24 protein-coding genes are annotated in these 25,118 nt (G+C 71.7%); 13 read left to right on the top strand and 11 right to left on the bottom strand.

Going from position 1 to position 25,118, the window contains the following annotated elements; all coding sequences use genetic code 11:
* Nucleotides 1–52: 52 nt before the first annotated feature.
* Both ftsH and folE read left to right on the top strand, forming a co-directional pair.
* Nucleotides 53–2,083, top strand: a complete 2,031-nt coding sequence (gene ftsH, locus ACFV8T_RS09875) for an ATP-dependent zinc metalloprotease FtsH (protein WP_385326144.1) — start codon at nucleotides 53–55, stop codon at nucleotides 2,081–2,083.
* Nucleotides 2,084–2,234: 151 nt separating this feature from the next.
* On the top strand, nucleotides 2,235–2,840 hold the full coding sequence (gene folE, locus ACFV8T_RS09880) for a GTP cyclohydrolase I FolE (RefSeq protein ID WP_385326255.1): 606 nt from the start codon (nucleotides 2,235–2,237) through the stop codon (nucleotides 2,838–2,840).
* A 78-nt stretch (nucleotides 2,841–2,918) separates the two neighbouring features.
* On the opposite strand, the gene ACFV8T_RS09885 is transcribed toward folE, so the two are convergent.
* The 6 genes from ACFV8T_RS09885 to ACFV8T_RS09910 all read right to left on the bottom strand — a co-directional run bounded on the left by ACFV8T_RS09885 (nucleotide 2,919) and on the right by ACFV8T_RS09910 (nucleotide 7,883).
* Nucleotides 2,919–3,401 carry a DUF3180 domain-containing protein gene (locus ACFV8T_RS09885; RefSeq protein ID WP_385326146.1) on the bottom strand — a complete coding sequence of 161 codons (483 nt, stop codon included), beginning with the start codon at nucleotides 3,399–3,401 and terminating at the stop codon, nucleotides 2,919–2,921.
* A gap of 99 nt (nucleotides 3,402–3,500) precedes the next feature.
* Nucleotides 3,501–4,112 carry a 2-amino-4-hydroxy-6-hydroxymethyldihydropteridine diphosphokinase gene (gene folK / locus ACFV8T_RS09890; RefSeq protein WP_266417638.1) on the bottom strand — a complete coding sequence of 204 codons (612 nt, stop codon included), beginning with the start codon at nucleotides 4,110–4,112 and terminating at the stop codon, nucleotides 3,501–3,503.
* A complete protein-coding gene (gene folB, locus ACFV8T_RS09895; RefSeq protein ID WP_072487082.1) occupies nucleotides 4,109–4,468 on the bottom strand; it encodes a dihydroneopterin aldolase in 360 nt (119 codons plus the stop codon). The genes folK and folB overlap by 4 nt, the downstream gene beginning before the upstream one ends.
* Nucleotides 4,469–4,670: 202 nt before the next feature.
* Nucleotides 4,671–5,153, bottom strand: a complete 483-nt coding sequence (locus ACFV8T_RS09900; protein ID WP_266417642.1) for a nuclear transport factor 2 family protein — start codon at nucleotides 5,151–5,153, stop codon at nucleotides 4,671–4,673.
* A complete protein-coding gene (gene folP, locus ACFV8T_RS09905) occupies nucleotides 5,150–5,947 on the bottom strand; it encodes a dihydropteroate synthase (RefSeq protein ID WP_385326256.1) in 798 nt (265 codons plus the stop codon). Before folP ends, ACFV8T_RS09900 begins: the two co-directional genes overlap by 4 nt.
* A gap of 94 nt (nucleotides 5,948–6,041) precedes the next feature.
* A complete protein-coding gene (locus ACFV8T_RS09910; RefSeq protein ID WP_385326148.1) occupies nucleotides 6,042–7,883 on the bottom strand; it encodes a phosphatidylglycerol lysyltransferase domain-containing protein in 1,842 nt (613 codons plus the stop codon).
* A gap of 139 nt (nucleotides 7,884–8,022) precedes the next feature.
* Here ACFV8T_RS09910 and ACFV8T_RS09915 point away from each other — a divergent pair, with 139 nt between their 5' ends.
* Nucleotides 8,023–9,147: an alpha/beta hydrolase gene (locus ACFV8T_RS09915; protein ID WP_385326150.1), complete on the top strand. Its 1,125-nt coding sequence runs from the start codon at nucleotides 8,023–8,025 to the stop codon at nucleotides 9,145–9,147.
* A 36-nt stretch (nucleotides 9,148–9,183) separates the two neighbouring features.
* Here ACFV8T_RS09915 and ACFV8T_RS09920 read toward each other — a convergent pair whose 3' ends face one another.
* Nucleotides 9,184–10,371, bottom strand: coding sequence for an ABC transporter ATP-binding protein (locus ACFV8T_RS09920; RefSeq protein ID WP_385326152.1), 1,188 nt, complete (start codon nucleotides 10,369–10,371; stop codon nucleotides 9,184–9,186).
* A 129-nt stretch (nucleotides 10,372–10,500) separates the two neighbouring features.
* Here ACFV8T_RS09920 and ACFV8T_RS09925 point away from each other — a divergent pair, with 129 nt between their 5' ends.
* The 4 genes from ACFV8T_RS09925 (at nucleotide 10,501) to ACFV8T_RS09940 (ending at nucleotide 14,094) form a co-directional block, all read left to right on the top strand.
* The gene (locus ACFV8T_RS09925; protein WP_385326154.1) at nucleotides 10,501–11,211 is read left to right on the top strand and encodes an ABC transporter permease; all 711 of its coding nucleotides are present in this window, start codon (nucleotides 10,501–10,503) and stop codon (nucleotides 11,209–11,211) included.
* A gap of 3 nt (nucleotides 11,212–11,214) precedes the next feature.
* The gene (locus ACFV8T_RS09930) at nucleotides 11,215–11,889 is read left to right on the top strand and encodes an ABC transporter permease (protein ID WP_385326156.1); all 675 of its coding nucleotides are present in this window, start codon (nucleotides 11,215–11,217) and stop codon (nucleotides 11,887–11,889) included.
* A gap of 113 nt (nucleotides 11,890–12,002) precedes the next feature.
* Entirely contained in the window at nucleotides 12,003–12,989 is a 987-nt protein-coding gene (locus ACFV8T_RS09935) for an ABC transporter substrate-binding protein (RefSeq protein WP_385326157.1), read from the top strand.
* Nucleotides 12,990–13,083: 94 nt separating this feature from the next.
* Nucleotides 13,084–14,094, top strand: coding sequence for a hypothetical protein (locus ACFV8T_RS09940; RefSeq protein WP_385326158.1), 1,011 nt, complete (start codon nucleotides 13,084–13,086; stop codon nucleotides 14,092–14,094).
* Nucleotides 14,095–14,191: 97 nt separating this feature from the next.
* Here the strand turns inward: ACFV8T_RS09940 and ACFV8T_RS09945 are convergent, their stop codons facing one another.
* Both ACFV8T_RS09945 and ACFV8T_RS09950 read right to left on the bottom strand, forming a co-directional pair.
* On the bottom strand, nucleotides 14,192–15,334 hold the full coding sequence (locus tag ACFV8T_RS09945) for an NADH-quinone oxidoreductase subunit D (protein WP_385326159.1): 1,143 nt from the start codon (nucleotides 15,332–15,334) through the stop codon (nucleotides 14,192–14,194).
* A gap of 10 nt (nucleotides 15,335–15,344) precedes the next feature.
* Nucleotides 15,345–16,388, bottom strand: a complete 1,044-nt coding sequence (locus ACFV8T_RS09950; RefSeq protein ID WP_385326161.1) for an SAM-dependent methyltransferase — start codon at nucleotides 16,386–16,388, stop codon at nucleotides 15,345–15,347.
* Between the two features lie 96 nt (nucleotides 16,389–16,484).
* Between ACFV8T_RS09950 and ACFV8T_RS09955 the strand changes: the two genes are divergently transcribed.
* Together ACFV8T_RS09955 and ACFV8T_RS09960 are read left to right on the top strand one after the other, a co-directional pair.
* Complete coding sequence (locus tag ACFV8T_RS09955) at nucleotides 16,485–17,687, top strand: sensor histidine kinase (RefSeq protein WP_385326163.1); 1,203 nt, start codon at nucleotides 16,485–16,487, stop codon at nucleotides 17,685–17,687.
* A 68-nt stretch (nucleotides 17,688–17,755) separates the two neighbouring features.
* Nucleotides 17,756–18,430 carry a response regulator gene (locus tag ACFV8T_RS09960; RefSeq protein ID WP_385326164.1) on the top strand — a complete coding sequence of 225 codons (675 nt, stop codon included), beginning with the start codon at nucleotides 17,756–17,758 and terminating at the stop codon, nucleotides 18,428–18,430.
* A gap of 63 nt (nucleotides 18,431–18,493) precedes the next feature.
* Here the strand turns inward: ACFV8T_RS09960 and ACFV8T_RS09965 are convergent, their stop codons facing one another.
* The gene (locus tag ACFV8T_RS09965) at nucleotides 18,494–19,594 is read right to left on the bottom strand and encodes a DUF5937 family protein (protein ID WP_385326258.1); all 1,101 of its coding nucleotides are present in this window, start codon (nucleotides 19,592–19,594) and stop codon (nucleotides 18,494–18,496) included.
* A gap of 106 nt (nucleotides 19,595–19,700) precedes the next feature.
* Here ACFV8T_RS09965 and ACFV8T_RS09970 point away from each other — a divergent pair, with 106 nt between their 5' ends.
* The gene (locus tag ACFV8T_RS09970) at nucleotides 19,701–19,985 is read left to right on the top strand and encodes a hypothetical protein (protein WP_385326166.1); all 285 of its coding nucleotides are present in this window, start codon (nucleotides 19,701–19,703) and stop codon (nucleotides 19,983–19,985) included.
* Here ACFV8T_RS09970 and ACFV8T_RS09975 read toward each other — a convergent pair.
* Nucleotides 19,982–21,172, bottom strand: coding sequence for a threonine aldolase family protein (locus tag ACFV8T_RS09975; RefSeq protein WP_385326168.1), 1,191 nt, complete (start codon nucleotides 21,170–21,172; stop codon nucleotides 19,982–19,984). The genes ACFV8T_RS09970 and ACFV8T_RS09975 overlap by 4 nt on opposite strands.
* Nucleotides 21,173–21,360: 188 nt before the next feature.
* Here ACFV8T_RS09975 and ACFV8T_RS09980 point away from each other — a divergent pair, with 188 nt between their 5' ends.
* From ACFV8T_RS09980 to ACFV8T_RS09990, 3 genes are read left to right on the top strand one after another with little or no spacing between them, the layout of a single operon-like run.
* Entirely contained in the window at nucleotides 21,361–22,317 is a 957-nt protein-coding gene (locus tag ACFV8T_RS09980) for a Rossmann-like and DUF2520 domain-containing protein (protein WP_385326170.1), read from the top strand.
* Nucleotides 22,314–23,378, top strand: coding sequence for a pantoate--beta-alanine ligase (gene panC, locus ACFV8T_RS09985; protein WP_385326172.1), 1,065 nt, complete (start codon nucleotides 22,314–22,316; stop codon nucleotides 23,376–23,378). The genes ACFV8T_RS09980 and panC overlap by 4 nt, the downstream gene beginning before the upstream one ends.
* Nucleotides 23,375–25,117 (top strand): L-aspartate oxidase, encoded by a 1,743-nt coding sequence (locus ACFV8T_RS09990; RefSeq protein ID WP_385326174.1) that lies wholly within the window; start codon nucleotides 23,375–23,377, stop codon nucleotides 25,115–25,117. The genes panC and ACFV8T_RS09990 overlap by 4 nt, the downstream gene beginning before the upstream one ends.
* The last annotated feature ends 1 nt before the right edge of the window (nucleotide 25,118 follow it).

Below are 25,118 nucleotides of genomic sequence, written 5' to 3' on the forward strand. Positions count from 1 at the left end.
CAGCAGCATTTACCTACGGGCAGGAGGGACGGGGCGGCTTCGCCCCGTATGGATGGACGTGAAGCGATACTTCCGTGGGCCGGTCATGTGGATCGTGCTGGCCGTCCTCGCCGTGGTCGTGTTGATGACAGTCGTCGGCTCGTCGGGCGGCTACAAATCGGTGGACACCGGCAAGGTGATCCAGGCGATCAGCAAGGACCAGGTGGCGCAGGCCAAGCTGACCACCGGTGACGATCAGATCATCAAGATCGAGTTGAAGAAGGACCAGAAGCTCTCGGGCGAGTCCGGCGCCAAGTTCCAGGCGAGCTACATCGGCGACCAGGGTGTCCAGCTCGCCGACACGCTGCAGAAGAAGTTCGAGAGCGGCAAGATCGACAAGGGCTACACGGTCTCGCCGTCGAAGCAGTCCCCGTTCATCTCGATCCTCCTCTCGCTGCTGCCCTTCGTCCTGATCGTGGTCGTCTTCCTGTTCCTGATGAATCAGATGCAGGGCGGCGGCTCCCGGGTCATGCAGTTCGGGAAGTCCAAGGCCAAGCTGATCACCAAGGACACCCCGAAGACGACGTTCGCCGATGTGGCGGGGTCGGACGAGGCCGTCGAGGAGCTCCAGGAGATCAAGGAGTTCCTCCAGGAGCCGGCGAAGTTCCAGGCCGTCGGCGCCAAGATTCCCAAGGGCGTCCTGCTGTACGGGCCTCCCGGTACGGGCAAGACGCTGCTCGCACGCGCCGTCGCGGGCGAGGCGGGCGTCCCGTTCTACTCGATCTCCGGTTCCGACTTCGTCGAGATGTTCGTCGGTGTCGGTGCCAGCCGGGTCCGTGACCTCTTCGAGCAGGCCAAGGCGAACGCTCCGGCGATCGTCTTCGTCGACGAGATCGACGCCGTCGGCCGGCACCGCGGTGCCGGTATGGGCGGCGGGCACGACGAGCGCGAGCAGACGCTGAACCAGCTGCTCGTCGAGATGGACGGCTTCGACGTGAAGGGCGGCGTCATCCTGATCGCCGCCACGAACCGGCCGGACATCCTCGACCCGGCGCTGCTGCGCCCGGGGCGTTTCGACCGGCAGATCGCGGTCGACCGGCCGGACATGCTGGGCCGTCTGGAGATCCTCAAGGTGCACCAGAAGGGCAAGCCGGTCGCGAAGGACGTCGACCTCGGCGCCGTCGCCCGTCGTACGCCCGGCTTCACCGGTGCCGACCTGGCGAACGTGCTGAACGAAGCCGCGCTCCTCACGGCGCGCAGCAATCTGAAGCTGATCGACAACAAGATGCTCGACGAGGCCATCGACCGCGTCGTGGCGGGCCCGCAGAAGCGGACCCGGATCATGTCCGAGAAGGAGAAGAAGATCACCGCGTACCACGAGGGCGGACACGCCCTGGTCGCGGCGGCTTCCCCTCAGGCGGACCCGGTCCACAAGATCACGATCCTCTCCCGCGGCCGTGCCCTCGGTTACACGATGGTGCTCCCGGAGGAGGACAAGTACTCCACGACGCGCAACGAGATGCTCGACCAGCTGGCCTACATGCTGGGCGGGCGCGCGGCCGAGGAGCTGGTCTTCCACGACCCGACCACCGGCGCTGCGAACGACATCGAGAAGGCCACCGCAACGGCCCGCGCGATGGTCACGCAGTACGGCATGACGGAGCGGCTCGGCGCGATCAAGTTCGGCGGCGACAACACCGAGCCCTTCGTGGGCCGGGAGATGGGCCACCAGCGCGACTACTCGGAAGAGGTCGCGGCCCTCGTCGACGAAGAGGTCAAGAAGCTCATCGAGACCGCCCACAACGACGCGTGGGAGATCCTCGTCGAGAACCGCGACGTGCTCGACAACCTCGTTCTCCAGCTCCTGGAGAAGGAGACGCTCGGCAAGGAGGAGATCGCCGAGATCTTCGCCCCGATCGTGAAGCGCCCGGCCCGTCCGGCGTGGACCGGTTCCGCCCGGCGCACCCCGTCGACGCGACCCCCGGTGCTCTCGCCCAAGGAGCTCGCCCTCACCAACGGCGCCACCACGGCGAACGGAACGGCCGTCCCCACGGACACCGTCCCGGCCACCGAGGTCGTCCCGGAGGACCGGCCCGAGAGCTGAGCCGTTCCCCGGTGTGGCCCCTTTCACGGGAGTCGCACCGGGCCCGGAATGGAAGCCGCGCCCCCACAGGTTCTAGCCTGTGGGGGCGCGGCTTTTTCGTACGCCCGTGCGGAGGTATGCGCAGGTGACAGCTCAGAGGAACGAGGCACAGATGACCGACCCGGTGACGCTGGACGGCCAGGGTTCGATCGGCGAGTTCGACGAGAAGAGGGCCGAGGCCGCCGTTCGTGAACTCCTCATCGCGGTGGGCGAGGACCCGGACCGTGAGGGTCTGCGCGAGACGCCGGGGCGGGTGGCACGGGCGTACAAGGAGATATTCGCGGGCCTCCACCAGAAGCCCGAGGACGTCCTGACGACCACGTTCGACCTCGGTCACGACGAGATGGTGCTGGTCAAGGACATCGAAGTGTTCAGCACCTGTGAACACCATCTGGTGCCGTTCCGGGGAGTCGCGCATGTCGGGTACATCCCGGCGACCAGCGGCAAGATCACCGGCCTCTCCAAGCTGGCCCGGCTGGTCGATGTCTACGCCCGGCGCCCGCAGGTCCAGGAGCGGCTCACCACGCAGATCGCCGAGTCCCTGATGGAGATCCTGGAGCCGCGCGGGGTCATCGTCGTCATCGAGTGCGAGCACATGTGCATGTCGATGCGCGGTATCCGCAAGCCCGGGGCGAAGACGCTGACCTCGGCGGTGCGCGGACAGCTCCGCGACCCCGCGACGCGCGCCGAGGCCATGAGCCTGATCATGGCGCGCTGAACGCCCACGGAGCCGTGTGACAGAGCTCGGTGCCCCAGGGGCTTTCGTCCGGATCCGGCCCGGTCCGGACGAACGGCCCTACGCGGGCGCCGAGCTCCTGTCCTTGTCCTCGTCCTCCGGGAGCTTGCAGATGTGCTCCAGCCAGAGGGCCGCGGCGACCACCGCGATGCCCGCCAGGACCGCGAAGCCCGCGTAGATCGCCTGATCGCGGCGGGCCGGGATGTCGAGGGAGCCGAGCAGGAAGACGCCGGTGCCGCCGTACATGCCGGAGACCAGGGAGACGACCAGGGCGCTGGCCTGGCCGAAGACAACCGCTCGGGCCACCATCAGCGGCTCGACGCCCTTGGCCCCCGGCCGGCGCTCGCGCTGGGCGCGCAGCCGGGACCGGATGGAGAGCGCCGTCGCCAGCAGGATGACGGCGATCACCGCGAGCACGATCGGCGCGGCGAGGGGTACGCCCGGCAGGTTGCCCAGGGAGTCCCAGAGGCGGGCGCCGGCCCAGGACAGCACCACGGCCGCGGCGAAGAGGCCGGCCAGTACCCCGAGCCTGAGTTGCTTCACCGAGTGGTCCGCCCTTCGCCGCCAGTGATCCATGTCGCCGTGGTCACCGTCGCCCGGTGTTCCGCGGCGTCGGTGATCCGTTTCCGTTGAGCCTAACGACTACTCGGGCAGACGGAGTTCCAGATCGGCCCGGGGCAGTACGCCGTCCCGGCCGACCCCGGCCAGCAGCTCCGCGACGGGGCCGGCGCCGGGCAACTGGGCCTCGGGGTCGATGTCGTGCCACGGGGCGAGGACGAAGGCCCGCTCATGGGCCCTGGGGTGGGGGAGGGTGAGCGCCGGGTCGTCGGAGACGACGTCCGCGTACGCCACGATGTCGACGTCGATGGTGCGCGGACCCCAGCGCTCCTCGCGGACCCGGTCGAAGGCCTCCTCGACGGCCTGGCCGCGCTCCAGGAGGGAGGACGGGGGGAGCGTCGTCTTCACGACTATCACCGCGTTGAAGTACGAGGGCTGGGAGCCGGGGGCGACGCCCCAGGGCTCCGTCTCGTACACCGGGGAGACGGCCTTGACCCGCAGGCCAGGGGTGTCCTCCAGGGCGTCGATGGCGCCCTGGAGGGTGTCCAGGCGGTTGCCGAGGTTGGAGCCCAGGGAGATCACGGCACGCTTGGGGTTGGAGAGGGTGATGTCCGCCGCGTCCACCTGCTCGACCACGGAGGCGGGCACCGGCTGTACGGTCGGGTCGCTCTGCCCTTCGGTGGAAAACGCAGTCATACTCGGCTCCGGGTGATGGTGATGGTCACATCGTCGAAGGGGACGGTGATCGGCGCATCCGGCTTGTGCACCACGACCTCCACCTCCTCGACTCCTTCGTGCTTGAGGCACTTCTGGGCGATGCGCTCCGCGAGCGTTTCGATCAGATCGACGGGCTCACCCTGCACCACCTCGACGACCTCCTCCGCGACGACGCCGTAGTGCACGGTCTTCGTCAGGTCGTCGGCGGCCGCCGCGGGGCGGGTGTCGAGGCCGAGCACCAGGTCCACGATGAACGTCTGGCCCTCTTCCCGTTCCTTGGGGAAGACGCCATGGTGCCCACGGGCCTTGAGGCCGCGCAGCGCGACACGATCCACGCGAATCACTCCTGCTGTCGTTGGTCGTAGAGACACGGGGCCGCGTGCGGACGGCAAGGTGCCCTCTTTCGAATCTACCTGCGAGCACCGACAGTGCTCGCCCGTGGGGGCCGCGGACACGGCCTCACGGGACTGGTAGCCGCGTATACCCGTACTGCCCGGATCCAATCCCCTTCCGGGGTGCAGCCGCTCGACCACCCGGTCAGGAGGGTGTCTCTTCGTCCTCTTCCTCACCGGTTTCGGTCAGTACGGGCGAGCCGTGGTGGGACCAGAGCTTCCAGCCGTCGGGTGTGCGCCGGAACACATTGGTGGCCACGACGAGTTGGCCGACCAGCGGTCCGAGCGCGTTGCCGTCCTCCGCGGGGCCGCCGCTGAGGATGTTCTCCGTGCAGGTCACCAGGGCGGTGTCGCCGGTCATCGAGACCCCGACGTCGGTCAGGAAGAACTGGATGTACTCGGTGTTCGCCATGATCAGCGCGTAGCTGCGCAGTACCTCGCCGCGCCCGGTCAGCACCGGCCAGCCCGGGTGGACGCAGGAGACGGTGAGGTCCTCGCCCGGCAGCCAGAGCCCGGAGAGCTCTTCGAGGTCGCCGCGCTCCATCGCCTCGTAGAAGGCGGTGTTGGCCTGCTCGACGGCCGCGATGTCGGCGGCCGCCTCCGCGTGCTCGTCGCGGGGCCCGGTCACGCGGCTCCCTCGACGGCGCGGGCGACCCGTACGGCGTCGGCCGTGGCCCGTACCTCGTGGACCCGGACGGCCCAGGCGCCGGCGTGGGCGGAGAGCGCGGAGATCGCCGCGGTGGCGGCGTCGCGTTCGCGGGCGGGCGGCGGTGCGGCGCCGTCGCCGGCCAGCACATGGCCGAGGAAACGTTTGCGGGAGGCGGCGACCAGCAGCGGACGGCCCAGGGCGCGCAGCTCGTCGAGGTGGGCGACCAGGGAGAGGTCGTGGCAGGCGTCCTTGGCGAAGCCGAGACCGGGGTCGATCACGATCCGTTCCGGGGCGACGCCGCCCGCGATCACGGCGTCCATCCGCTCCCGCAGCTCCCGGGCGACCTCGGCGACGACGTCCCCGTACACCGCACGGCTGTTCATGGACTCGCTGAAGCCGCGCCAGTGCATCACGACGAAGGGGGCGCCGGCCGCGGCGACGACCCGGACCATGTCGGGGTCGGCGAGGCCGCCGCTCACATCGTTGACCAGGGCGGCCCCGGCCGCGACCGCCTCCTCGGCGACCCGGGCCCGCATGGTGTCCACGGAGACCGTGACCCCTTCGGACGCCAGGCCCCTGACCACCGGGACCACGCGCCGCAGCTCCTCCGACGCGTCCACCCGGCTGGCGCCGGGGCGGGTCGACTCGCCGCCGACGTCGATCAGGTCGGCGCCCTCGGCGACCAGGTCGAGGCCGTGTTTGACCGCGGCCGTGGTGTCGAACCAGCGGCCTCCGTCGGAGAAGGAGTCCGGGGTCACGTTCACGACACCCATGACCGCGCAGCGGTCCCACTCCGGCAGGCCCTGGACCGTGCCTCGTCCACGCAACGTACTCATGCGACCAGCGTAGGCCCCGTACGGAGCGGCGCTACGCCGCGCGCGCGTGCCCTTCCTGGCCCGGCGCCTGGGTGTGGGCGCAGGGGCGGGGCCGGCGGGCCGGGAAGCGGCGGGCGAAGGGGCGGGGGAGGGCGAGGTTCACGAAGCCCTCCGCCTGCATGGCCGCCAGCGAGATGCGGGGCAGGTCGCGCGCGGCGCGGTAGACGACGAAGCGCGGCTCCCAGCGGGGCCGGAACTTGGCGTTGAACTTGTACAGCGACTCGATCTGGAACCAGCGCGAGAGGAAGATCAGCAGCCCGCGCCAGGTCCGCAGCACCGGTCCCGCGCCCAGTTTCTCGCCCCGGGCGAGCGCCGAGCGGAACATCGCGAAGTTCAGCGAGACGCGCTGGACGTCCAGCCGGGCGGAGGCCTGCAGCGCGGCGACGATCAGCAGCTCGTTCATGCCGGGGTCGGCGGAGCGGTCGCGGCGCATCAGGTCGAGGGACATGCCGTCGCGGCCCCACGGGACGAAGTGGAGTACGGCCTTCAGGTCGCCGTAGGGGGAGTCGGCGGTGTGCTCGTCGGTCTTGTGCGCGGTGGCGATGACGCAGTCCCCGTCGGCCGCGTCGCCGATCCGGCCGAGCGCCATGGAGAAGCCGCGCTCGTTGTCGGTGCCGCGCCAGTCGGCGGCGGCGCGCCGGATGCGGGCCAGTTCGGCCTCGCCGATGTCGCTCACGCGCCGGACCCGGGTCTCGTAGCCGAGGCGTTCAATGCGCTTCACCATCTGGCGTACGTTGCGCATCGCGCGCCCGGCGAGCGAGAAATCCGCGACGTCCACCACCGCCTCGTCACCGAGTTCCAGGGCGTCGAGGCCGGTCTCGCGGGTCCAGACCTCGCCGCCGGTCTCGCTGCAGCCCATCACGGCCGGGGTCCAGGAGTGGGCCCTGGCCTCGTCCATGAACCGTTCGATGGCGCCGGGCCAGGCCTCCACGTCGCCGATCGGGTCGCCGCTGGCCAGCATCACTCCGGACACGACCCGGTAGCAGACGGCGGCCTTGCCGCTGGGGGAGAAGACGACGGCCTTGTCGCGGCGGAGCGCGAAGTGGCCGAGCGAGTCGCGGCCGCCGTGCTTCTCCAGCAGGGTGCGCAGCCGGGCCTCGTCGTCCTCGGTGAGGCGGGCGGCCGGGTGCTCGGGGCGGAAGGCGAAGTAGATGGTGGTGACGGCGGTCAGCAGACCGAGGGCGCCGAGAGAGTACGCCACGGTCCAGGAGGTGTCGCCGGCGTACTCGACCGGCCCCTCGAAGCCGAGCATTCCGTACAGCACGTGCTGGAGCCGGTCGGCGACGCTGGGGCTGCCCACGACCCGGCCGGGGTGCGCGCTGACGACGACCAGTCCGAGGGCCAGCGAGCCCGCGCCGAGGAGCACGAAGTTGGCCAGGGCCCGCCAGCGGCTCCTGGGGTCGGGGAGCGCGGCGAACTCGCCGCGGTTGCGGATGAGCAGCAGGCAGAGTGTCAGCGAGACGAGTGCGCCGATGACCGAGTGCCGGTAGGTGAACTGCGCCAGCGCACCGGCCGGCAGCAGCACGACGGCGGCCCGCCAGGCCCGCCGCTTGCGCCGCTTGAGGCCGTGGGCGAGCAGCAGCAGCAGGACGCCCGCGCTCAGCGAGAGCGCGGCGGCGAACGGCCCGAGGGCGCCGGGCAGCACCTCGGCGAGCGTGTGCATCCGGCTGTGCCGGAAGCGCGGGAAGACACCCGCGGCGACATCGATCAGGCCGACGGCGGTGCAGGCGGTACCGACCAGCGTCGGTACGGACTCGGGGCGAGGGCCACGTACGAACTTGCGTACGGGACTCGGAACCGATCCCGATTTATCCCCATCTAGCGTGACAGACATCGCTTCCCGTGGTTCCGCGAGAGATTCTTGAGTCCTTCGGTCGTAGCCCTCCGGACGATGTGCGACCTGTAGGACGAGGCTTCCGGGCCGTGGGTTCACCCGTCGGCCGGAAATTTCCAGACAAGAAAGCTCAACACCCATGGGTCTTACCAGCAAGACATTTCTGGTTCTGGCCATCGTGCTGGCCGTGGTGTTCTTCGCCGTCACGGTCTGGCTCTGGCCCCGGCTGGCCCGTCGCAGCGTGCCCGCGGTGTTCGGCAGGGTCGGCCTGCTGCTGGCGACCCAGGTGACGATCTTCGTCACGGTGGCCCTGGTGGCGAACAACTCCTTCCTCTTCTACGGATCGTGGGCCGACCTGTTCGGCCAGAAGCAGGATCTGGGTGTCGTCACGGACCACGCGGCCGGAACGCTGGCGTCGAAGAACATCGTCCGGGTCGGGATCCAGCGGCCGGACGTGCCCGGCGGTTCGCGGCCCACGATGGGCGGGCGGATCGACAAGGTCGTGATCGCGGGCCGGCAGTCGAAGATCGAGAGCTCGGCGTACGTGTACCTGCCGCCTGAGTACTTCCAGCCGGCCTTCGCCCGCCGCAAGTTCCCGGCGGTCGTCGTGCTCACCGGCTACCCGGGCGTCTCGGAGAACCTCCTGAAGAGCCTTCGGTACCCGCGTACGGCACACGAACGGGTGAAGGCCGGCCGGGCCCAGCCGATGATCCTGGTGATGCTCCGGCCGACGGTCGCGCCGCCGCGGGACACCGAGTGCGTGGATGTGAAGGGCGGGCCGCAGACCGAGACCTACCTCGCCGAGGACCTGCCGCGGGTGATCTCGGAGTCGTACCGGGTCGGCAAAATGGCCCGTAACTGGGGCATCATCGGCAATTCGACCGGCGGTTACTGCGCCCTGAAGATCGGGCTCCACCACCCGGACCGGTTCGGGGCGAGCGTCGGGCTCTCCGCGTACTACAAGGCGGCCGAGGACCCGACGACCGGCGATCTCTTCCAGGGCGACCAGAGCGCGCGGGACCGCGCCGATCTGATGTGGACCCTGGACCACATGCCGAAGCAGCCCGACTCGTCCTTCCTCGTCACGACCTCCAAGCACGGCGAGGGGAACTACCGCACCACGCTGCAGTTCATGGCCAAGGTGAAGTCGCCCGCCCAGGTCTCGTCGATCGTGCTCGACAGCGGCGGGCACAACTTCAACACCTGGCGGCGGGAGATCCCTTCGGCGCTGGACTGGCTGAGCAGCCGGCTCAGCGAGAACTGACACGGGCCGCCAGGCGGTGAACCGGGCGCCCCCGGTTCACCGCGTGGCGGCCTTGGTGACGCTCTCCACGCTCTCGACCGCCACCTCGGCGCGCGGGACGTCCTGGGCGTCCGCGTCGATCGAGCGGCGCAGTGCCTCGTGCAGCCGGGCCGGGGTGAGCACGCCCAGGAACCGGCCGGTGCTCTCCGCGTCGATGACGGCGATCCAGCCCGCGTCGTGCTGGAGCATGGTGGCGAACGCCTGCTTGAGCGGGGCGCCGACGGGCAGCCACGCCTCCATCCTGCGGGCGTGTGCGCGCACCGTGTCCCCGGCCCCGGCGGCGGAGCCGTCGGCCGCGATCCAGCCGTGCAGATTGTCCTGGCCGTCCAGTACCACGGCCCAGCGCGCGCCCTCGGCCCGCAGCCGCTCGGTCGCCCGCGCCAGCGAGTCGTCGAGGTGGACGACCGGCGGCTGGTCGAGGTCGCCCTCCTCGATGGGGGTCACGGAGAGCCGCTTGAGGCCGCGGTCGGCGCCGACGAAGTCCGCGACATAGGGGGTGGCGGGGGCGCCGAGCACGGTGGCGGGGGAGTCGAACTGCTCGATGGAGCCCTGCCCGTAGACGGCGATCCGGTCGCCGAGCCGGACCGCTTCCTCGATGTCGTGCGTGACGAACAGGACGGTTTTACGGACCTGTTCCTGAAGTTTCAGGAATTCGTTCTGCAGTCGTTCCCGCACGACCGGGTCGACCGCGCCGAAAGGCTCGTCCATCAGCAGCACCGGCGGGTCCGCGGCCAGCGCCCTTGCCACACCGACGCGTTGGCGCTGACCGCCGGAGAGCTGTTCCGGATACCGGTCGCCATAAACGGAAGGGTCAAGTCCGACAAGGTCGAGGAGTTCGGCCGCGCGTTCCCGGCCCTTTCCCCGTTTCCAGCCCAGGAGATGCGGGACGGTCGCGGTGTTCTCCAGGATCGTACGGTGCGGGAAGAGCCCCACCTGCTGGATCACATAACCGATACGGCGGCGCAGCCGGACGGGGTCGATGGCGGATATGTCGTCCCCGTCGACGAATATCCGGCCCTCGGTCGGTTCGATCAGCCGGTTCACCATCTTCATCGTGGTCGTCTTGCCGCACCCCGACGGTCCGACGAGCGTGACCAGTTCACCCTCGGCGACCTCGAAGGAAAGGTCGTCGACGGCGGTGGTGCCGTCCGCGTACCGCTTGGTGACATGCTCGAAACGGATCATGGTTCCCCATTGTGGCGCGTGTTCTGTGAAGGACATGTTGCTGAAATACAACGGCTCCGGCGATTGTCAGTGGTCGAGGATAGGGTCGCCAGACATACGTACGAAGCGGTGACCGGGAGGTGGGGAAGGATGGCCGCGGGACAGAACTGCCTGGTGACGAACGACTGGATCTGCGGGGAGTATCTCCGTTCCCGCAGCCAGGAGTTGACCGATGCGACGGTCCAGCACATCTGGATCACCGCGGTCTCGGTGGCGATCGGACTCCTGGTGGCCTTTCCGCTGGCGCTGCTCGCGCGCCGCAGCCGCCGTTTCGCCGGACCGGTGCTCGGGCTGACGACGGTTCTCTACACCGTGCCCTCGCTCGCCATGTTCTCGCTGCTGCTGCCGCTGTTCGGGCTTTCCGCCGCGCTGGTGGTGACCGGTCTGGTGCTGTATTCGCTGACCATTCTCGTGCGGAACATCCTGGCGGGTCTCGAAGCCGTTCCCCAGGAGGCGAAGGAAGCCGCGAAGGGAATGGGCTACGGACCGGTCCGGCTGCTGTGGGAGGTCGAACTGCCGCTGGCCATGCCGGCGTTGATGGCGGGGGTGCGGATCGCCACGGTCTCGACGATCGCGCTGACGACGGTCGGGTCGATCATCGGCAGAGGCGGCCTCGGCAATCTCATAGGGGACGCCCTCCCCAGCTTCTTCAAGGCCCAGGTGCTCACCGCCTCGGTCCTGTGCGTACTGCTCGCGGTCATCGCGGATCTGCTGCTGCTCGGCGTGCAGCGGCTGCTGACCCCCTGGACCCGAATACGCGCCGCACACGCGGACGCGGGCACCGTGGCAAAGGCGGTCTGACCCATGGGAGTTCTCGGCGAGGCCTGGACCTGGCTCACCACCGGCGCCAACTGGTCGGGGGAGAGCGGGGCGGCCCACCGGCTCGGTGAGCATCTGTACGTCAGCGGTGTCGCGCTCGCCCTGGCGTGCGCGATTGCGCTGCCGGTCGCGCTGTACCTCGGGCACATCGGGAAGGGCGGCACGCTGGCCGTCAACCTCTCCAACGTGGGGCGGGCGATCCCGGTCTTCGCGGTGCTGGCCCTCTTCATGGTCTCGCCGCTGCGCAACGCCGGATATGTGCCGACGGTCATCGCGCTGGTGCTGTTCGCCGTGCCGCCGCTGCTGACCAACGCCTACGTCGGGATGACGGAGGTCGACCGGTCGGTGACGGAGGCGGCACGCGGCATGGGGATGTCCGGGTGGCAGCTCTTCGTCCGGGTCGAGCTCCCGCTGGCCTACCCGATGATCATGACCGGGCTGCGTTCCGCCGCGGTCCAGGTGGTCGCCACGGCCACCATCGCCGCGATGGTCGGCCAGGGCGGTCTCGGCCGGATCATCACCGCCGGGTTCAACACGTACAACACCCCGCAGGTGGTCGCGGGGGCGGTGCTGGTCGCCGTGCTCGCGCTGCTGGTGGAGGCGGTGCTGGTGGGCCTGGACCGGCTGCTGTCACCGCTGCGCCGCCGCCGGACGGCATGACGGCGGTGTGACAGCCACATGAAACCCGATCCGCCATCCCCGGACCCCGATCTCGTACAGACCCTGTTGCTGTGGACTCATACGGCCCCCGTGGCCGTGGACGGAGAACGACAATGAGCAAGACCTCGCGCATAGCCGGCGCGGTCATCGGCATGGTGGCGCTGGCCGGCTCGCTCGCCGCCTGCGGCGGCGACAGCCTGGAGAAGGACAAGGCGGGCCCGGCATCCTCCGGCGGCGCCGCGGGCTCCGGCAAGAAGGGTTCGCTGGTCGTCGGCGCGGCCTCCTTCACCGAGTCCAAGGTGCTCGCGGAGCTGTACGCGCAGATCCTGGGCGACGCCGGATACAGCACCTCGGTCACCACGGTGGCGAACCGGGAACTGTACGAGCCGTCCCTGGAGAAGGGCGAGATCGATGTCGTCCCCGAATACGCCGCGACGATCGCCGAATTCCTCAATGCCAAGGTGAACGGTTCGAAGAAGGCCGAGAAGGCGCCGGTCGCCTCCGGTGACACGGCGGCCACGGTCGCCGCGCTGGAGAAGCTCGCCACCCCGCGCGGACTGAAGGTGCTCCCGGCCGGTGCGGCCGTGGACCAGAACGCCTTCGCGGTGACCAAGGAATTCGCCGCGAAGAACAAGCTCAAGACTCTTTCGGACCTCGGCAGGTCGAAGGCCGGAGTGAAGATCGCGGCGGGTGACGAGTGCGAGGTGCGGCCGTTCTGCGCACCGGGTCTGAAGAAGACGTACGGCATCAATGTCACTGGTATAGACCCCAAGGGAGTCGGTACGCCGCAGTCCAAGCAGGCGGTCAAGGACGGCAAGGACCAGTTGGTCCTCACCACCACCACGGACGCGGTGCTGGACAGCTACGACCTGGTGTTCCTGGAGGACGACAAGAAGCTCCAGAACGCCGACAACGTACTGCCGGTCCTCAATGCCAAGGACGCCGGTTCCCCGGACATTGCCGACGCACTCGGCAAGCTCACCAAGGCGCTCACCACCGAGGATCTCGCGGAACTGAACCGCAAGGTCGACGCCGAGCGCGCAAAGCCCGCCGATGTCGCCAAGGACTATCTGCGGTCGAAGGGCCTCGTCGAGAAGTAGGAATCGGGGGGAATGGGGGCCGTCAGGTAACCGGCAGGGAACAGATTGGCGGGCGGCCCCCCAAGTGCCCCGTACACACGGTAAATTTCAGGCCATGCCACGTGGACGTCATCGCCATTCGCCACCTCTGCACAGAATCCTTCCGCCGTCGGCAGTCGCCGGAGTCTCGGTCCTCTGTGCCGGGGGCGCCTGGCTGCTCGCCGAGCCCCTGGTCCTGCGCGGTCTGGTGGCCGCCTCGGCGGTCGCCGCCGTGACCGGCGCGTATCTGATGCGCAGCTGGGACCAGGAAGCCGGCCGCCGGGTCGCGGAGCTGACGCGGGCCCGCGCCGGTGATGAATGGCGGGCCGAGGAGCGGATCGCCGAGCTGGAGGCCGACCTGGAGGAGTCGCGGGAGCTGCGCGCCCGGCTGGAGACGAAGCTGCGCCGCAAGCGCGTGGAGCTCGCCAACCTGCGCGGGGAGCACGCCGCGCTGCTGCGCCGGTACGCCAACGCCGAGACCGAGCGGGCCAGCGCGCTGGAGGGCCGCAGGCAGCTCGCCATCGAGGCCGCCGCCGCGCCCCGGGAGCTGCCCGCCGCGCGCAGCACCCCGACGCCGGCCGCCTATCTGCGGGCCGCCCAGGCGCTGGAGGACCTCTCGCGCAACGGGGCGCTCCAGGAGGCGCGCCGTACCGCCGAGCAGGCCAGGAAGCGTGATCTCGCGGAGCGTTCCCGGGAGGCGGAGGAGCGGCAGGGCAAGCACGCCGCGGACGAGGACCGGACCGGCGCGCAGCACCTGCGCCCGCCGGCCGCCCTGCCCGCGCCCCGGCCGTCCGCCGCGCTGCCCCCGGCGCGCACCGCCCCGGCCACCGCCGTCGCCCCGTACGCGGCTTCCCGCCGCCACCTGGTGCCGCAGGGCAGCTTCGACTTCTTCGGTACGCAGAAGGCGCGCGCCGCGATCGAGTCCGTGCAGGACGAGGACCTCGCCGACGTGGTGGGCGAGGAGGCGCTGGCCGCGCACCGTACGGGCACGGCCGGGAACCGGGTCGTCGGCGAGGTCATCGACCTGACCGCGCACGACGAGACCGAGCAGCTGGACGTGGCGGAGCTGCGCAGCGCGATCTCGTAGCGCGGCGCGATCCCGCAGAAGCAGAAGCAGAAGCAGAAGCAGAAGCAGAAGCAACGGCCGCCGTCCCGGGCCCGGGACGGCGGCCGCTGCGTGTCGATCACTTGTCGATGTCGCCGACGACGAAGAAGAGCGAGCCCAGGATCGCCACCATGTCGGCGACCAGCGTGCCCGGCAGCAGCTCGGTGAGCGCCTGGATGTTGTTGTACGAGGCGGAGCGGAGCTTCAGCCGGTACGGGGTCTTCTCGCCCTTGGACACCAGGTAGTAGCCGTTGATGCCGAGCGGGTTCTCGGTCCAGGCGTAGGTGTGGCCCTCGGGGGCCTTCAGCACCTTGGGCAGCCGCTGGTTGATCGGGCCGGGCGCCAGGGCGGCCATCCGGTCCAGGCAGGCGTCCGCGAGGTCCAGGGCGTTGTGCGTCTGCTCCAGCAGGCACTCGAAGCGGGCCAGGCAGTCGCCCTCGGTGCGGGTGACCACCTTCAGGGTGTCCTGGAGCTCCCCGTACGCGAGATACGGCTCGTCGCGCCGCAGATCGAAATCGACGCCCGAGGCGCGGGCGATCGGCCCGGACACCCCGTACGCGTGCACGGTCCCGGCGGAGAGCACGCCCACGCCGCGGGTGCGGCCCCGGAAGATCTCGTTGCCGAGCACCAGGTCGTCGTAGACGTCCATCCGGGACCGGACCGAGGCGACCGCGTCCCGGGCCCGGCCGAGCCACCCGGCCGGGAGGTCCTCCTTGAGACCGCCGACGCGGTTGAACATGTAGTGCATCCGGCCGCCGGAGACCTCCTCCATCACGGCCTGGAGCTCCTCGCGCTCGCGGAAGGCGTAGAACACCGGGGTGATCCCGCCGAGTTCGAGCGGGTACGAGCCGAGGAACATCAGATGGTTCAGGACCCGGTTCAGCTCGGCGAGCAGGGTGCGGGTCCAGACCGCGCGCTCCGGCACCTCCATGCCGAGCATGCGCTCCACGGCCATCACGACGCCCAGCTCGTTGGAGAACGCCGACAGCCAGTCGTGGCGGTTGGCGAGCATCACGATCTGCCGGTAGTCGCGGGCCTCGAAGAGCTTCTCCGCGCCGCGGTGCATGTAGCCGATGACCGGCTCGGCGTGCTGGATGCGCTCGCCGTCCAGGACGATGCGCAGACGGAGCACGCCGTGGGTGGAGGGGTGCTGGGGGCCGATGTTGAGCACCATGTCGGTGCTCTCCGCCGCGCCGCCGATGCCGACTGTCGTCTCCGTCATGCGGCCAGTATTACGTGAATGCGCCGCGGACCGGCCCCGGGCCCCGGCCCCGGTCCGCCGACGGGGCGGCTTCCCGGTCCCTGCGCTGCATCAGCCAGCCGAAGTCGCCGAGGCCGCCCCGGGCGGTCAGCTCCGCGGCCTCGCCCGCCGAGGCGAGCGCCCGTACGTAGCCGGCCGGGTCGGCCGACGCCAGGGCCAGGGGCGGGCGTCCGCCGCTGACGCCGAGGCGGTGCAGCGCCTCGCGCTGGCTCAGCAGCTCGGGCGGCGCCCCGGCCCCGGCCCCGGCCGCCGCGCAGGCGTCCAGGGCCACGTGCGAGGTGAGGTCGCAGCTGCCGTCCGGCACCGGCCGGACCTCGCGGCCGGCCCGGAAGCCGGTCAGGGTGCCGAACGGGGGCCGCGCCTCCCGCGCATGGGCGTAGTCCACGGCCACGGCGAGCCCTCCGGCCAGCGTGTCCACCGCCCGTGCCCAGGCCTCGTCGCGGGGGCGGCCGATCTCCGCGCGGCTGCCCGGTCCGGCCGACGGCCACCAGCGGCGCAGCCACTCGGCGTCCGCCCCGGCCACCGGCTCGCCCAGCCGTTCCGTGCCGTCCTCGGTCCGGACGAGGACGTACCGGTCGACGCCGTCCGCGTCGGTCTCGGCGACCTCGGTCGGGACGTTGTCCAGCCACTCGTTGGCGAACAGCAGGCCGTACGTCCGCGGCGGCGGTTCGGCGCACCACTCGATCCGGGGATCCAGTCCGGGCGGACGGTCGGCGAGCTCCACGGCGTACGTGCGTACGGCGAGGCCGTCGGCGCCCGCGGCCGGGAGCGCCGCGAGCACCCCCGTCAGCAGCTCGCCCCGCCCGGCGCCCAGGTCCACCAGGTCGACCGATCCGGTGCCCAGTTCCCGCGCCGTCGCGACCAGCAACCGGGCGACGGCGGAGGCGAAGAGCGGGGAGGCGTGGACGGAGGTACGGAAGTGGCCCGCCGGCCCTTCGGGGCTCCGGTAGAACCCCCCGTCCCCGTACAAAGCGGTCGCTGCCGCCTCCTGCCACCCACGCCACTCATCCGTCACGTATCCAAGTCTCCACCTTGGGGAGTACGGTCCCAGAAGCCGGATCGGCCCTCCGGCTGACCCGTGCGCCCCTTGTCTGTCCCTACGCTGGGTGACGTGCAGCGCCTCTACGACTTCCTCCGCAGACACCCGACGGGCGTCGACACCTTCTGGGCCGTCGTCCTCCTCGGGCTCTCCGGCCTGTCCATGGTGGGTATGGGGCGAAGTGCTGGGGAGCGTGTCGCTGCCGTTCCGGTCATCCTCGGGCTCTGCGCCGTTGTCGCGTTGCGCCGGCGCGCGCCGGCGAAGATGCTGCTGCTCGCCATCGCGATGGGGGTGGTGCAGCTGGTCACCGGAGTGGGACCCGGTGTCATGAACTTCGCGATGCTGGTGATCGTCTTCACCGTGGCCACCGTCGGGGAGCGCTGGGCGTCCCGGCTCGCGCTGGTCTGCAGCCTGTGCGCGGCGGGGCTGTCCAAGCTGCGCTGGCCGGGCGAGGGGCCGCGGACCGGCTGGGCCGAGGAGATCTTCATCGTCGTCGTGCTGACCGTGCCGTTCGTGCTCGCCTGGGTGCTCGGCGACTCGATGCGGACCAGGCGCGCCTACTTCAGCCAGCTGGAGGAGCGCGCCGCCCGGCTGGAGCGGGAGCGCGAGGCGCAGTCGAAGGTCGCGGTGGCGGCCGAGCGGGCCCGTATCGCCCGGGAACTCCACGATGTCGTCGCGCACAACGTGTCGGTGATGGTGGTGCAGGCCGACGGTGCGGCATACGTCATGGACGCGGCCCCCGACCAGGCCAAGCAGGCCCTGGAGACCATCTCCAGCACCGGCAGGCAGGCGCTCGCGGAGATGCGGCGGCTGCTCGGGGTGCTGCGGACGGGCGATGCCCAGGAGAGCGGGGAGTACGTCCCGCAGCCCGATGTGGACCAGATCGAGGATCTGATCGAACAGGTCAGACAGACCGGCCTGGCCGTCGACTTCAAGATCGAGGGAACCCCCCGCCCGCTGCCCAGCGGCGTCGAGCTGACCGCGTACCGCATCGTGCAGGAGGCCCTGACCAACACCCGCAAGCACGGCGGCCCGGACGCGGGGGCCAGCGTGCGTCTGGTCTACTTCGACGACGGGCTCGGACTGCTGGTCGAGGACGACGGGCGGGGCGCGGCGCACGAACTGTACGAGGACGGCGGCGCCGACGGCGCGGGCCACGGGATGATCGGGATGCGCGAGCGGGTCGGCATGGTCGGCGGCACGCTGGACGCCGGGCCGCGGCCCGGCGGCGGCTTCCGGATCAGCGCGCTGCTGCCGCTCAAGCCGGCCCACTAGACGCAGGACCGGGCCCACGGGACGACGTACCGGGCCCACCGGACGTAGGACAGGAGACAGGACCCCTCATGGCGATCCGCGTGATGCTCGTCGACGACCAGGTGCTGCTGCGCACCGGCTTCCGGATGGTGCTCGCCGCCCAGCCGGACATGGAGGTCGTGGCCGAGGCCGGCGACGGCGCGGAGGCGATCGAGAACCTTCGTGCCACCGCTGTCGATGTGGTGCTGATGGATGTGCGGATGCCGAGGCTGGACGGTGTCGAGGCCACCCGGCGCATCTGTGCGCAGCCGGACGCGCCCAAGGTGCTCATCCTGACCACGTTCGACCTCGACGAGTACGCCTTCTCCGGGCTGAAGGCCGGGGCCAGCGGCTTCATGCTCAAGGACGTGCCGCCCGCCGAACTGCTGGCCGCGATCCGCTCCGTGCACAGCGGCGACGCCGTCGTCGCCCCGTCCACCACCCGCCGGCTGCTCGACCGGTTCTCCCCGATGCTGCCGAGCGGCACCGGCGAACCCCAGCACAAGGACATCGCCAAGCTCACCGAGCGCGAGCGCGAAGTGATGCTGCTGGTCGCGCAGGGCCTGTCGAACGGCGAGATCGCGGCGCGCCTGGTGCTCTCCGAGGCGACCGTGAAGACGCACGTGGGCCGCATCCTCACCAAGCTGAACCTGCGCGACCGGGTGCAGGTCGTGGTCCTCGCGTACGAGACCGGGCTGGTCCGGGCCGGTGGCGGGGCGGTCTGACCCGCGGGTCCGCCGATCCGGGTCGACGCCCCGAGCCGGGGCTCGGCCCGGGGTGCCTTCCGGTCAGCGCAGGATGCCTTCCAGGAAGTCGCTGCCGAGCCGTGCCACCGAGGTCAGGTCCAGCTGGTGCAGCACGTACCGGCCGCGCCGACGGGTGGTGACCAGGCCCGCCTTCTTCAGGACCGAGAGGTGCCGGGAGACCTCGGGGGCCGTGATGCCGTGCGTATCGGCGAGCTGGCCGGTCGTGTGCGGGGAGCGGGCGAGATGGCGGCAGAGGCGCATCCGCATCGGGTGGGCCAGCGCCTCCATGCGCAGCTGGAGCAGCTCCACGGAGGAGGGGGAGGGCAGCTCGGGCTGGTGCACCGGGTAGTGGATCACCGGGCGCCAGCCCGGTGCGTGCAGCAGGTTGAGGTGCGGCCAGCCGAAGGTGGACGGGATGAGGGTGAGCCCGGGGCCGACGGCGCTGGTGCGGCCCTCGGTCAGTTTGTCGGCGCTGATCCGGGTCCCGGCCTCGTCGACGGTCAGCGCCGTGGACACCGCGCCCATCGCCTCGCCGATCCCCTTGCGCCGCAGCAGATCGGTCTTGTGCCGGGCGTCGGCGACCAGCTGGACCCGCACCCGGCACCAGGTGTCCGCGAAGAACGCCCGGTCGCAGTCCTCGAACAGGCGCCGCACCCAGGCGCGCACCGGGGCCGGATCGCCCAGCAGCTGCTGGGCGAACTCCACCTGCCGGGGGCCGCGTGCCGCCGCCATGTCCAGGGCGCGGGTGCGCATCGTCGGGTCGCTGAGCGGGGAGGGCGCGCCGAGCCCGTACAGGCTGGTGCAGGTGAACTCCAGGGCGGCGGCGACGAACCGTTCGTCGTCCAGCCGGTCGAGGATGTCGAGGTCCTCGGCGAGGTTGGCGCCCGCCCTGCCGTTGCCGCCGCGGATCCCGGCGAACGGCATGAAGATGTCCGAGAACGTGTGGCGCCACAGGAAATCGGCCTCGTGCAGCCGGTCGGCGAGGTCGGGGTCCAGCGCGCTGGAGGTCGCCGTCGCCCAGCCGTGCAGGCCCGGGTGGTGCCCCGGCTCGGAGAGGGCATGCAGGGCCAGCCCCAGCTCGGCGAGGGGGGAGGTCTCGAAGACGATGCGGTCGGGCGCCAGCCCGGCGATGTCGATGTGCACGCTCACCCCTCCATAGTGCGGGGTGCCCGCGAAAGGGATCGCGCCATTTGACGGTGGTCGTCAATCGGCGGGCCGGACGGGCCGGGAGCGGCCCAAGCTGAGGCCCATGGACGCCCTTCAGCAGCACATGATCGACAGCTATCGCGCGGCCCAGCGGGGCGAACTTCCGCCGCCGCTGCCGGGCCGGCACGACTGGGAAGTGGTGCGCGAGGCACGCGACCGGCGCCGGTTCGACGCGGTGATCGCGGGCCGCCCGGCGCGCGGTCGCCGACGGGCGGCGCTGCGGTCCCTGTTCACCCGAAGCCGCGGAGCCGGGTCGGGCCGAAACCGCGGAGCCGACGGTTCCGGTGCTCCCGGCCGTTCCCCGGTCGGCCCGGCAGGCCCCTGCTAGGCCAGCCGCGCCACGAACTCCCGTACCGCGTCCCGTACATCCTCAGCCGTCCACTCCAGCCCTTCCCGCCCCACCGTCACCTCGGTGAACGACAGTCCGGGCGGCCCGGCGGCCGCGGGGTACCACTTGCGGAAGAGGGACACCCCCGTCTCCTCCGCCTGCCGCACCGCCGCCTCCGTCAGGACGTCCTCCGCGTACGGCAGCCACACCTGGAACTGATGCGTGTGCGGTGGTTCCGGATGCACCCGGAACCACCCGGTGCCGGCCGCCGAGAAGCCCTCGGCCAGCGCCCCGGCCACCACCTTCGCCTGCGCCACGTACGAAGGCAGCTGCGGCAGCTCCTGATCGAGGCCGATCAGGGCGGCGAGCGCCGCGGGGAACTGCTGGAAGAGCTGCCCGCCGTACCGGTGGCGCCAGGTGCGGGCCTCCTCGATCAGCGACCCGGGACCGACCAGCGCGGCCCCGGAGATTCCGCCGAGGGTCTTGTAGAACGACACGTACACGCTGTCCGCGAGCGCCGCGATCTCCGGCAGCTCCCGCCCGAAGTGGGGGGCGCACTCCCACAGCCGCGCGCCGTCGATGTGCACCACCGCATCGCGTTCCCGCGCGGCCGCCACCACGGCCTCCAGCTCCTCCCACGTCGGCAGGACGAAACCGGCGTCGCGCAACGGCAGCTCCAGCATCAGCGTGCCGAAAGGCTCGTCGAAGTCGCGGATCTCCTGGGCCGTGGGCAGCCGGGGCTCGGACGTCGGATGGACGGTACGCAGCCCGCTCACCGCCCCCAGCGCGCCGCGTTCGTGCACCTCGGGGTGGGCGAGGGGATGCAGCGCCACCGTGGAATCGCCGGTCCGCCCGGCCCAGCACCGCAGCGCGACCTGCTGCGCCATCGTCCCGGTCGGGAAGAACGCGGCGGCCTCCATGCCCAGCAGGCCCGCGATCCGCTCCTCCAGTTCGGCGACGACGCCGTTGCCGTAGATGTCCGCGGGGCGGTCGAGATCGGTGACGGCCCCGGCCCCGGCCGCCAGCGCGGCCAGCCGTTCGCCGAGCGAGAGATTCATGGGTGGCCTGATCAGGACTCGTTCGGCCGCGTGCCAGGCGTTGATCCTGCGCAGCCGCTGCGCTTCCTCCTGGGATTCCTCCCGCGCTTCCGGCCGCGGCTGCCCGTCCAGGTCTGCTGTGTCTGTCATGGGACGATCATCACGCAGCGCGCAGCTCGGGCCCGCACGGTTTTCCGGGCGCCCCGGCTCCGGGCCGCGCCCCCGCCCGGACTTCACCCACAGGCTGTGGACGGCCAGGAGTCCGGGCCAAACGCTGGCGTAGCATGCAGAGAAATCGTCCGGTACCCCCCGCGGACTGGAACGGAAGGCCCCGCCGCGTGAATGCAACAGCCCCCCATGAACCCCTCGACGCGAGGGACCGCCCCGCCCGCCTCACGGTCGGCGTCGTGGGCGCGGGCCGTGTCGGCCCCGCTCTCGCCGCGTCCCTGCAGCTCGCCGGGCACCGGCCGGTCGCCGTCTCGGGCGTCTCCGACGCGTCCGTGCGCAGGGCGGCCGCCCTGCTGCCCGACGTACCGCTGGTGGAGCCCGCCGAGGTTCTCGCGCGCGCCGAGCTGGTGCTGCTGACCGTCCCCGACGACGCCCTGCCCGGCCTGGTCGAAGGCCTCGCCGAGACCGGTGCGGTGCGGCCGGGACAGCTGATCGTCCACACCTCGGGGCGGTACGGGACGAAGGTCCTGGACCCGGCGCTGCGGGCCGGTGCCCTGCCGCTCGCCCTGCATCCGGCGATGACGTTCACCGGCACCTCCGTCGACGTCCAGCGGCTGGCCGGCTGCTCCTTCGGCGTGACCGCCCCCGAGGAGCTGCGGCTCGCCGCCGAGGCGCTGGTCATCGAGATGGGCGGCGAGCCCGAATGGATCGCGGAGGAGTCCCGTCCGCTCTACCACGCGGCGCTCGCCCTCGGCGCGAACCACCTGGTCACCCTGGTCGCCCAGTCGATGGAGCTGCTGCGTACGGCCGGGGTCGCCGCCCCCGACCGGATGCTCGGCCCCCTCCTCGGCGCCGCGCTCGACAACGCCCTGCGCTCCGGCGACGCCGCGCTGACCGGCCCCGTGGCCCGCGGCGACGCCGGTACGGTCGCCGCGCACATCGGCGAGCTGCGCAGGCACGCCCCGCAGGCCGTGGCCGGATACGTCGCGATGGCCCGCGCCACCGCCGACCGCGCGCTCGCCCACGGCATGCTCAAGCCGGAGCTGGCCGAGGACCTGCTCGGGGTCCTGGCCGACGGCACGGGCACCGGCACCACGGGCGGCACCGGATCACAGGAGCCCCGATGACCGACACGACCGGCAGGCCCGGCACCCCCCGCCCCGTCGCACCGCAGACGTCCCACGGTCCCGCCGCCACCCTGCTCCGTACCGCGGCCGAGCTCGGCGCGTTCGCCCCCCTCAAGGGGCCGCGGGCCGTCGTCATGACCATGGGCGCCCTGCACGAGGGCCACGCGACCCTGATCCGCGCCGCACGCGCGGCGGCGGGGCCCGACGGCCAGGTGGTCGCCACCGTCTTCGTCAACCCGCTCCAGTTCGGCGAGGCCGCCGACCTGGACCGCTACCCCCGTACGCTCGACGCCGACCTCGCCGTGGCGGGCGCCGCCGGGGCGGACGCGGTCTTCGCGCCGTCCGTCGACGAGGTCTACCCCGGCGGCGAACCGCAGGTCCGGATCTCCGCGGGCCCGATGGGCGAGCGGCTCGAAGGCGCCTCGCGCCCCGGGCACTTCGACGGCATGCTCACGGTCGTCGCCAAGCTCCTCCACCTCACCCGCCCCGACGTCGCGTTCTTCGGGCAGAAGGACGCCCAGCAGCTGGCGCTGATCCGCCGCATGGTGCGCGATCTGAACTTCCCGGTGGAGATCGCCGGCGTGGAGACGGTCCGCGAGCCGGACGGCCTCGCGCTCTCCAGCCGCAACCGTTTCCTGGACGCGGAGGAACGGCACACCGCCCTCGCCCTGTCCCGGGCCCTGTTCGCCGCCCGCGACCGGCTCGCCGCCCAGCAGGCGCTGCACGCCCGCGCGCAGACCACCGCGGCCACCACCGGCCGGGCCGCCGCGCTCACCGCGCTCGGCGAGGCCCGCGCGGCCGCCGACACCCAGGCGGTGGCCCTGGCCCGCCCGGTCGACGGCCCCTCGGCGGTACGGGCCGCGGCGCTCCTGATCCTCGACGACGCGGCGGGCGCGCAGCCCCCGCTCGCCCTGGACTACCTGGCGCTCGTGGACCCGGCCGACTTCACCGAGATCCCCGACGACCGCACCTCCGGTGAGGCGATCCTCGCCATCGCCGCGCGGGTCGGCAGGACCCGCCTCATCGACAACATCCCGCTGACCTTCGGAGCCACCACGTGACCGGAATACGGCTGACCGCCCCCGCCCCCGGCTGGTCCATCGACGCCGACGTCGTGGTGGTCGGCTCCGGCGTGGCCGGTCTCACCACCGCACTGCGCTGCGCCGCCGCGGGCCTCGCCACCGTCGTCGTCACCAAGGCCCGCCTCGACGACGGCTCCACCCGCTGGGCGCAGGGCGGCATCGCGGCCGCCCTCGGCGAGGGCGACACCCCCGAGCAGCATCTCGACGACACCCTGGTCGCGGGCGCCGGCCTGTGCGACGAGACGGCGGTCCGCACCCTGGTCACCGAGGGCCCGGACGCCGTGCGCCGGCTGATCGGGACCGGCGCCCACTTCGACACCACGGAGAGCGGCGACATCGCGCTGACCCGTGAGGGCGGCCACCACCGCCGCCGCATCGCCCACGCGGGCGGCGACGCGACGGGCGCCGAGATCTCCCGCGCCCTGGTCGAGGCGGTCCGCGAAGCCGCCCTGCACACCGTGGAGAACGCGCTCGTCCTGGACCTCCTCACCGACGCCGAAGGGCGTACCGCGGGCGTCACGCTGCACGTCATGGGCGAGGGCCAGCACGACGGCGTCGGCGCGGTCCACGCCCCCGCGGTGGTCCTCGCCACCGGCGGCATGGGCCAGGTCTTCTCCGCCACCACCAACCCGGCGGTCTCCACCGGCGACGGCGTGGCGCTGGCGCTGCGGGCCGGCGCGGAGGTCTCCGACCTGGAATTCGTCCAGTTCCACCCGACGGTCCTCTTCCTCGGCGCCGGCTCCGAGGGCCAGCAGCCGCTGGTGTCGGAAGCGGTACGGGGCGAGGGCGCCCATCTCGTCGACGCGTCCGGTACGCGCTTCATGCTCGGACAGCACGAACTGGCGGAGCTGGCCCCGCGCGACATCGTCGCCAAGGCCATCACCCGCCGGATGGAACTGCACGGCACCGAGCACATGTACCTCGACGCCCGCCACTTCGGCGCCGAGATGTGGGAGCAGCGCTTCCCCACGATCCTGGCGGCCTGCCGCGCCCACGGCATCGACCCGATCACCGAACCGATACCGGTCGCCCCCGCCGCGCACTACGCCTCCGGCGGCATCCGCACCGACCTGCGGGGACGTACCACGGTGCCCGGCCTGTACGCCTGCGGCGAGGTCGCCTGCACCGGCGTGCACGGCGCGAACCGGCTGGCGTCCAACTCCCTCCTGGAGGGCCTCGTCTTCGCCGAGCGCATCGCGGCGGACATCGTCGGGGAGCGGCCCCGCGCGGGCGCCGCGGAGACCGGCGACGACCGCGCGCCGTCCCCGCTGATCGCCCCGGAGGCCCGCAGCACGATCCAGCGCATCATGACCCGGGGCGCCGGAGTGCTCCGCTCCGCCGAGAGCCTGGCCGCCGCCGCCGACGAGCTGGAGGCCCTCCACGACAGCGCCGTCCTGGCCGTGCAGGCGGACGAGCCCAAGGTCGCGGTGCCCGGCGTCGAGGCGTGGGAGGCGACCAACCTGCTGCTCGTCTCGCGCGTCCTGGTCGCCGCCGCCCGGCGGCGCGAGGAGACCCGCGGCTGCCACTGGCGCGAGGACCGGCCCGAGCGCGACGACGAGAACTGGCGCCGCCACCTCGTCGTCCGGCTCACCCCGGAGCGTCAACCGGTCCTCCGTCGGACGGAGACCGAGGCATTCGGGCCCGTACGCCCCACGCAGGCACCAGACTGCGCAGCAGCACCCCAGACCCACCCCGCCGACGTCACCGAGGAGCCGTAAC

Origin of the sequence: Streptomyces sp. NPDC059832, from assembly GCF_042731715.1 — a bacterium.
Lineage (GTDB): Bacteria > Actinomycetota > Actinomycetes > Streptomycetales > Streptomycetaceae > Streptomyces.

Coding starts and splice junctions, on each gene's coding strand:
- ftsH (WP_385326144.1), top strand. CDS start 53: ATGGACGTGAAGCGATACTTCCGTGGGCCGGTCATGTGGATCGTGCTG.
- folE (WP_385326255.1), top strand. CDS start 2,235: ATGACCGACCCGGTGACGCTGGACGGCCAGGGTTCGATCGGCGAGTTC.
- folK (WP_266417638.1), bottom strand. CDS start 4,112: ATGACTGCGTTTTCCACCGAAGGGCAGAGCGACCCGACCGTACAGCCG.
- folP (WP_385326256.1), bottom strand. CDS start 5,947: ATGGGTGTCGTGAACGTGACCCCGGACTCCTTCTCCGACGGAGGCCGC.
- ACFV8T_RS09910 (WP_385326148.1), bottom strand. CDS start 7,883: ATGTCTGTCACGCTAGATGGGGATAAATCGGGATCGGTTCCGAGTCCC.
- ACFV8T_RS09915 (WP_385326150.1), top strand. CDS start 8,023: ATGGGTCTTACCAGCAAGACATTTCTGGTTCTGGCCATCGTGCTGGCC.
- ACFV8T_RS09920 (WP_385326152.1), bottom strand. CDS start 10,371: ATGATCCGTTTCGAGCATGTCACCAAGCGGTACGCGGACGGCACCACC.
- ACFV8T_RS09925 (WP_385326154.1), top strand. CDS start 10,501: ATGGCCGCGGGACAGAACTGCCTGGTGACGAACGACTGGATCTGCGGG.
- ACFV8T_RS09930 (WP_385326156.1), top strand. CDS start 11,215: ATGGGAGTTCTCGGCGAGGCCTGGACCTGGCTCACCACCGGCGCCAAC.
- ACFV8T_RS09935 (WP_385326157.1), top strand. CDS start 12,003: ATGAGCAAGACCTCGCGCATAGCCGGCGCGGTCATCGGCATGGTGGCG.
- ACFV8T_RS09940 (WP_385326158.1), top strand. CDS start 13,084: ATGCCACGTGGACGTCATCGCCATTCGCCACCTCTGCACAGAATCCTT.
- ACFV8T_RS09945 (WP_385326159.1), bottom strand. CDS start 15,334: ATGACGGAGACGACAGTCGGCATCGGCGGCGCGGCGGAGAGCACCGAC.
- ACFV8T_RS09960 (WP_385326164.1), top strand. CDS start 17,756: ATGGCGATCCGCGTGATGCTCGTCGACGACCAGGTGCTGCTGCGCACC.
- ACFV8T_RS09970 (WP_385326166.1), top strand. CDS start 19,701: ATGGACGCCCTTCAGCAGCACATGATCGACAGCTATCGCGCGGCCCAG.
- ACFV8T_RS09975 (WP_385326168.1), bottom strand. CDS start 21,172: ATGACAGACACAGCAGACCTGGACGGGCAGCCGCGGCCGGAAGCGCGG.
- panC (WP_385326172.1), top strand. CDS start 22,314: ATGACCGACACGACCGGCAGGCCCGGCACCCCCCGCCCCGTCGCACCG.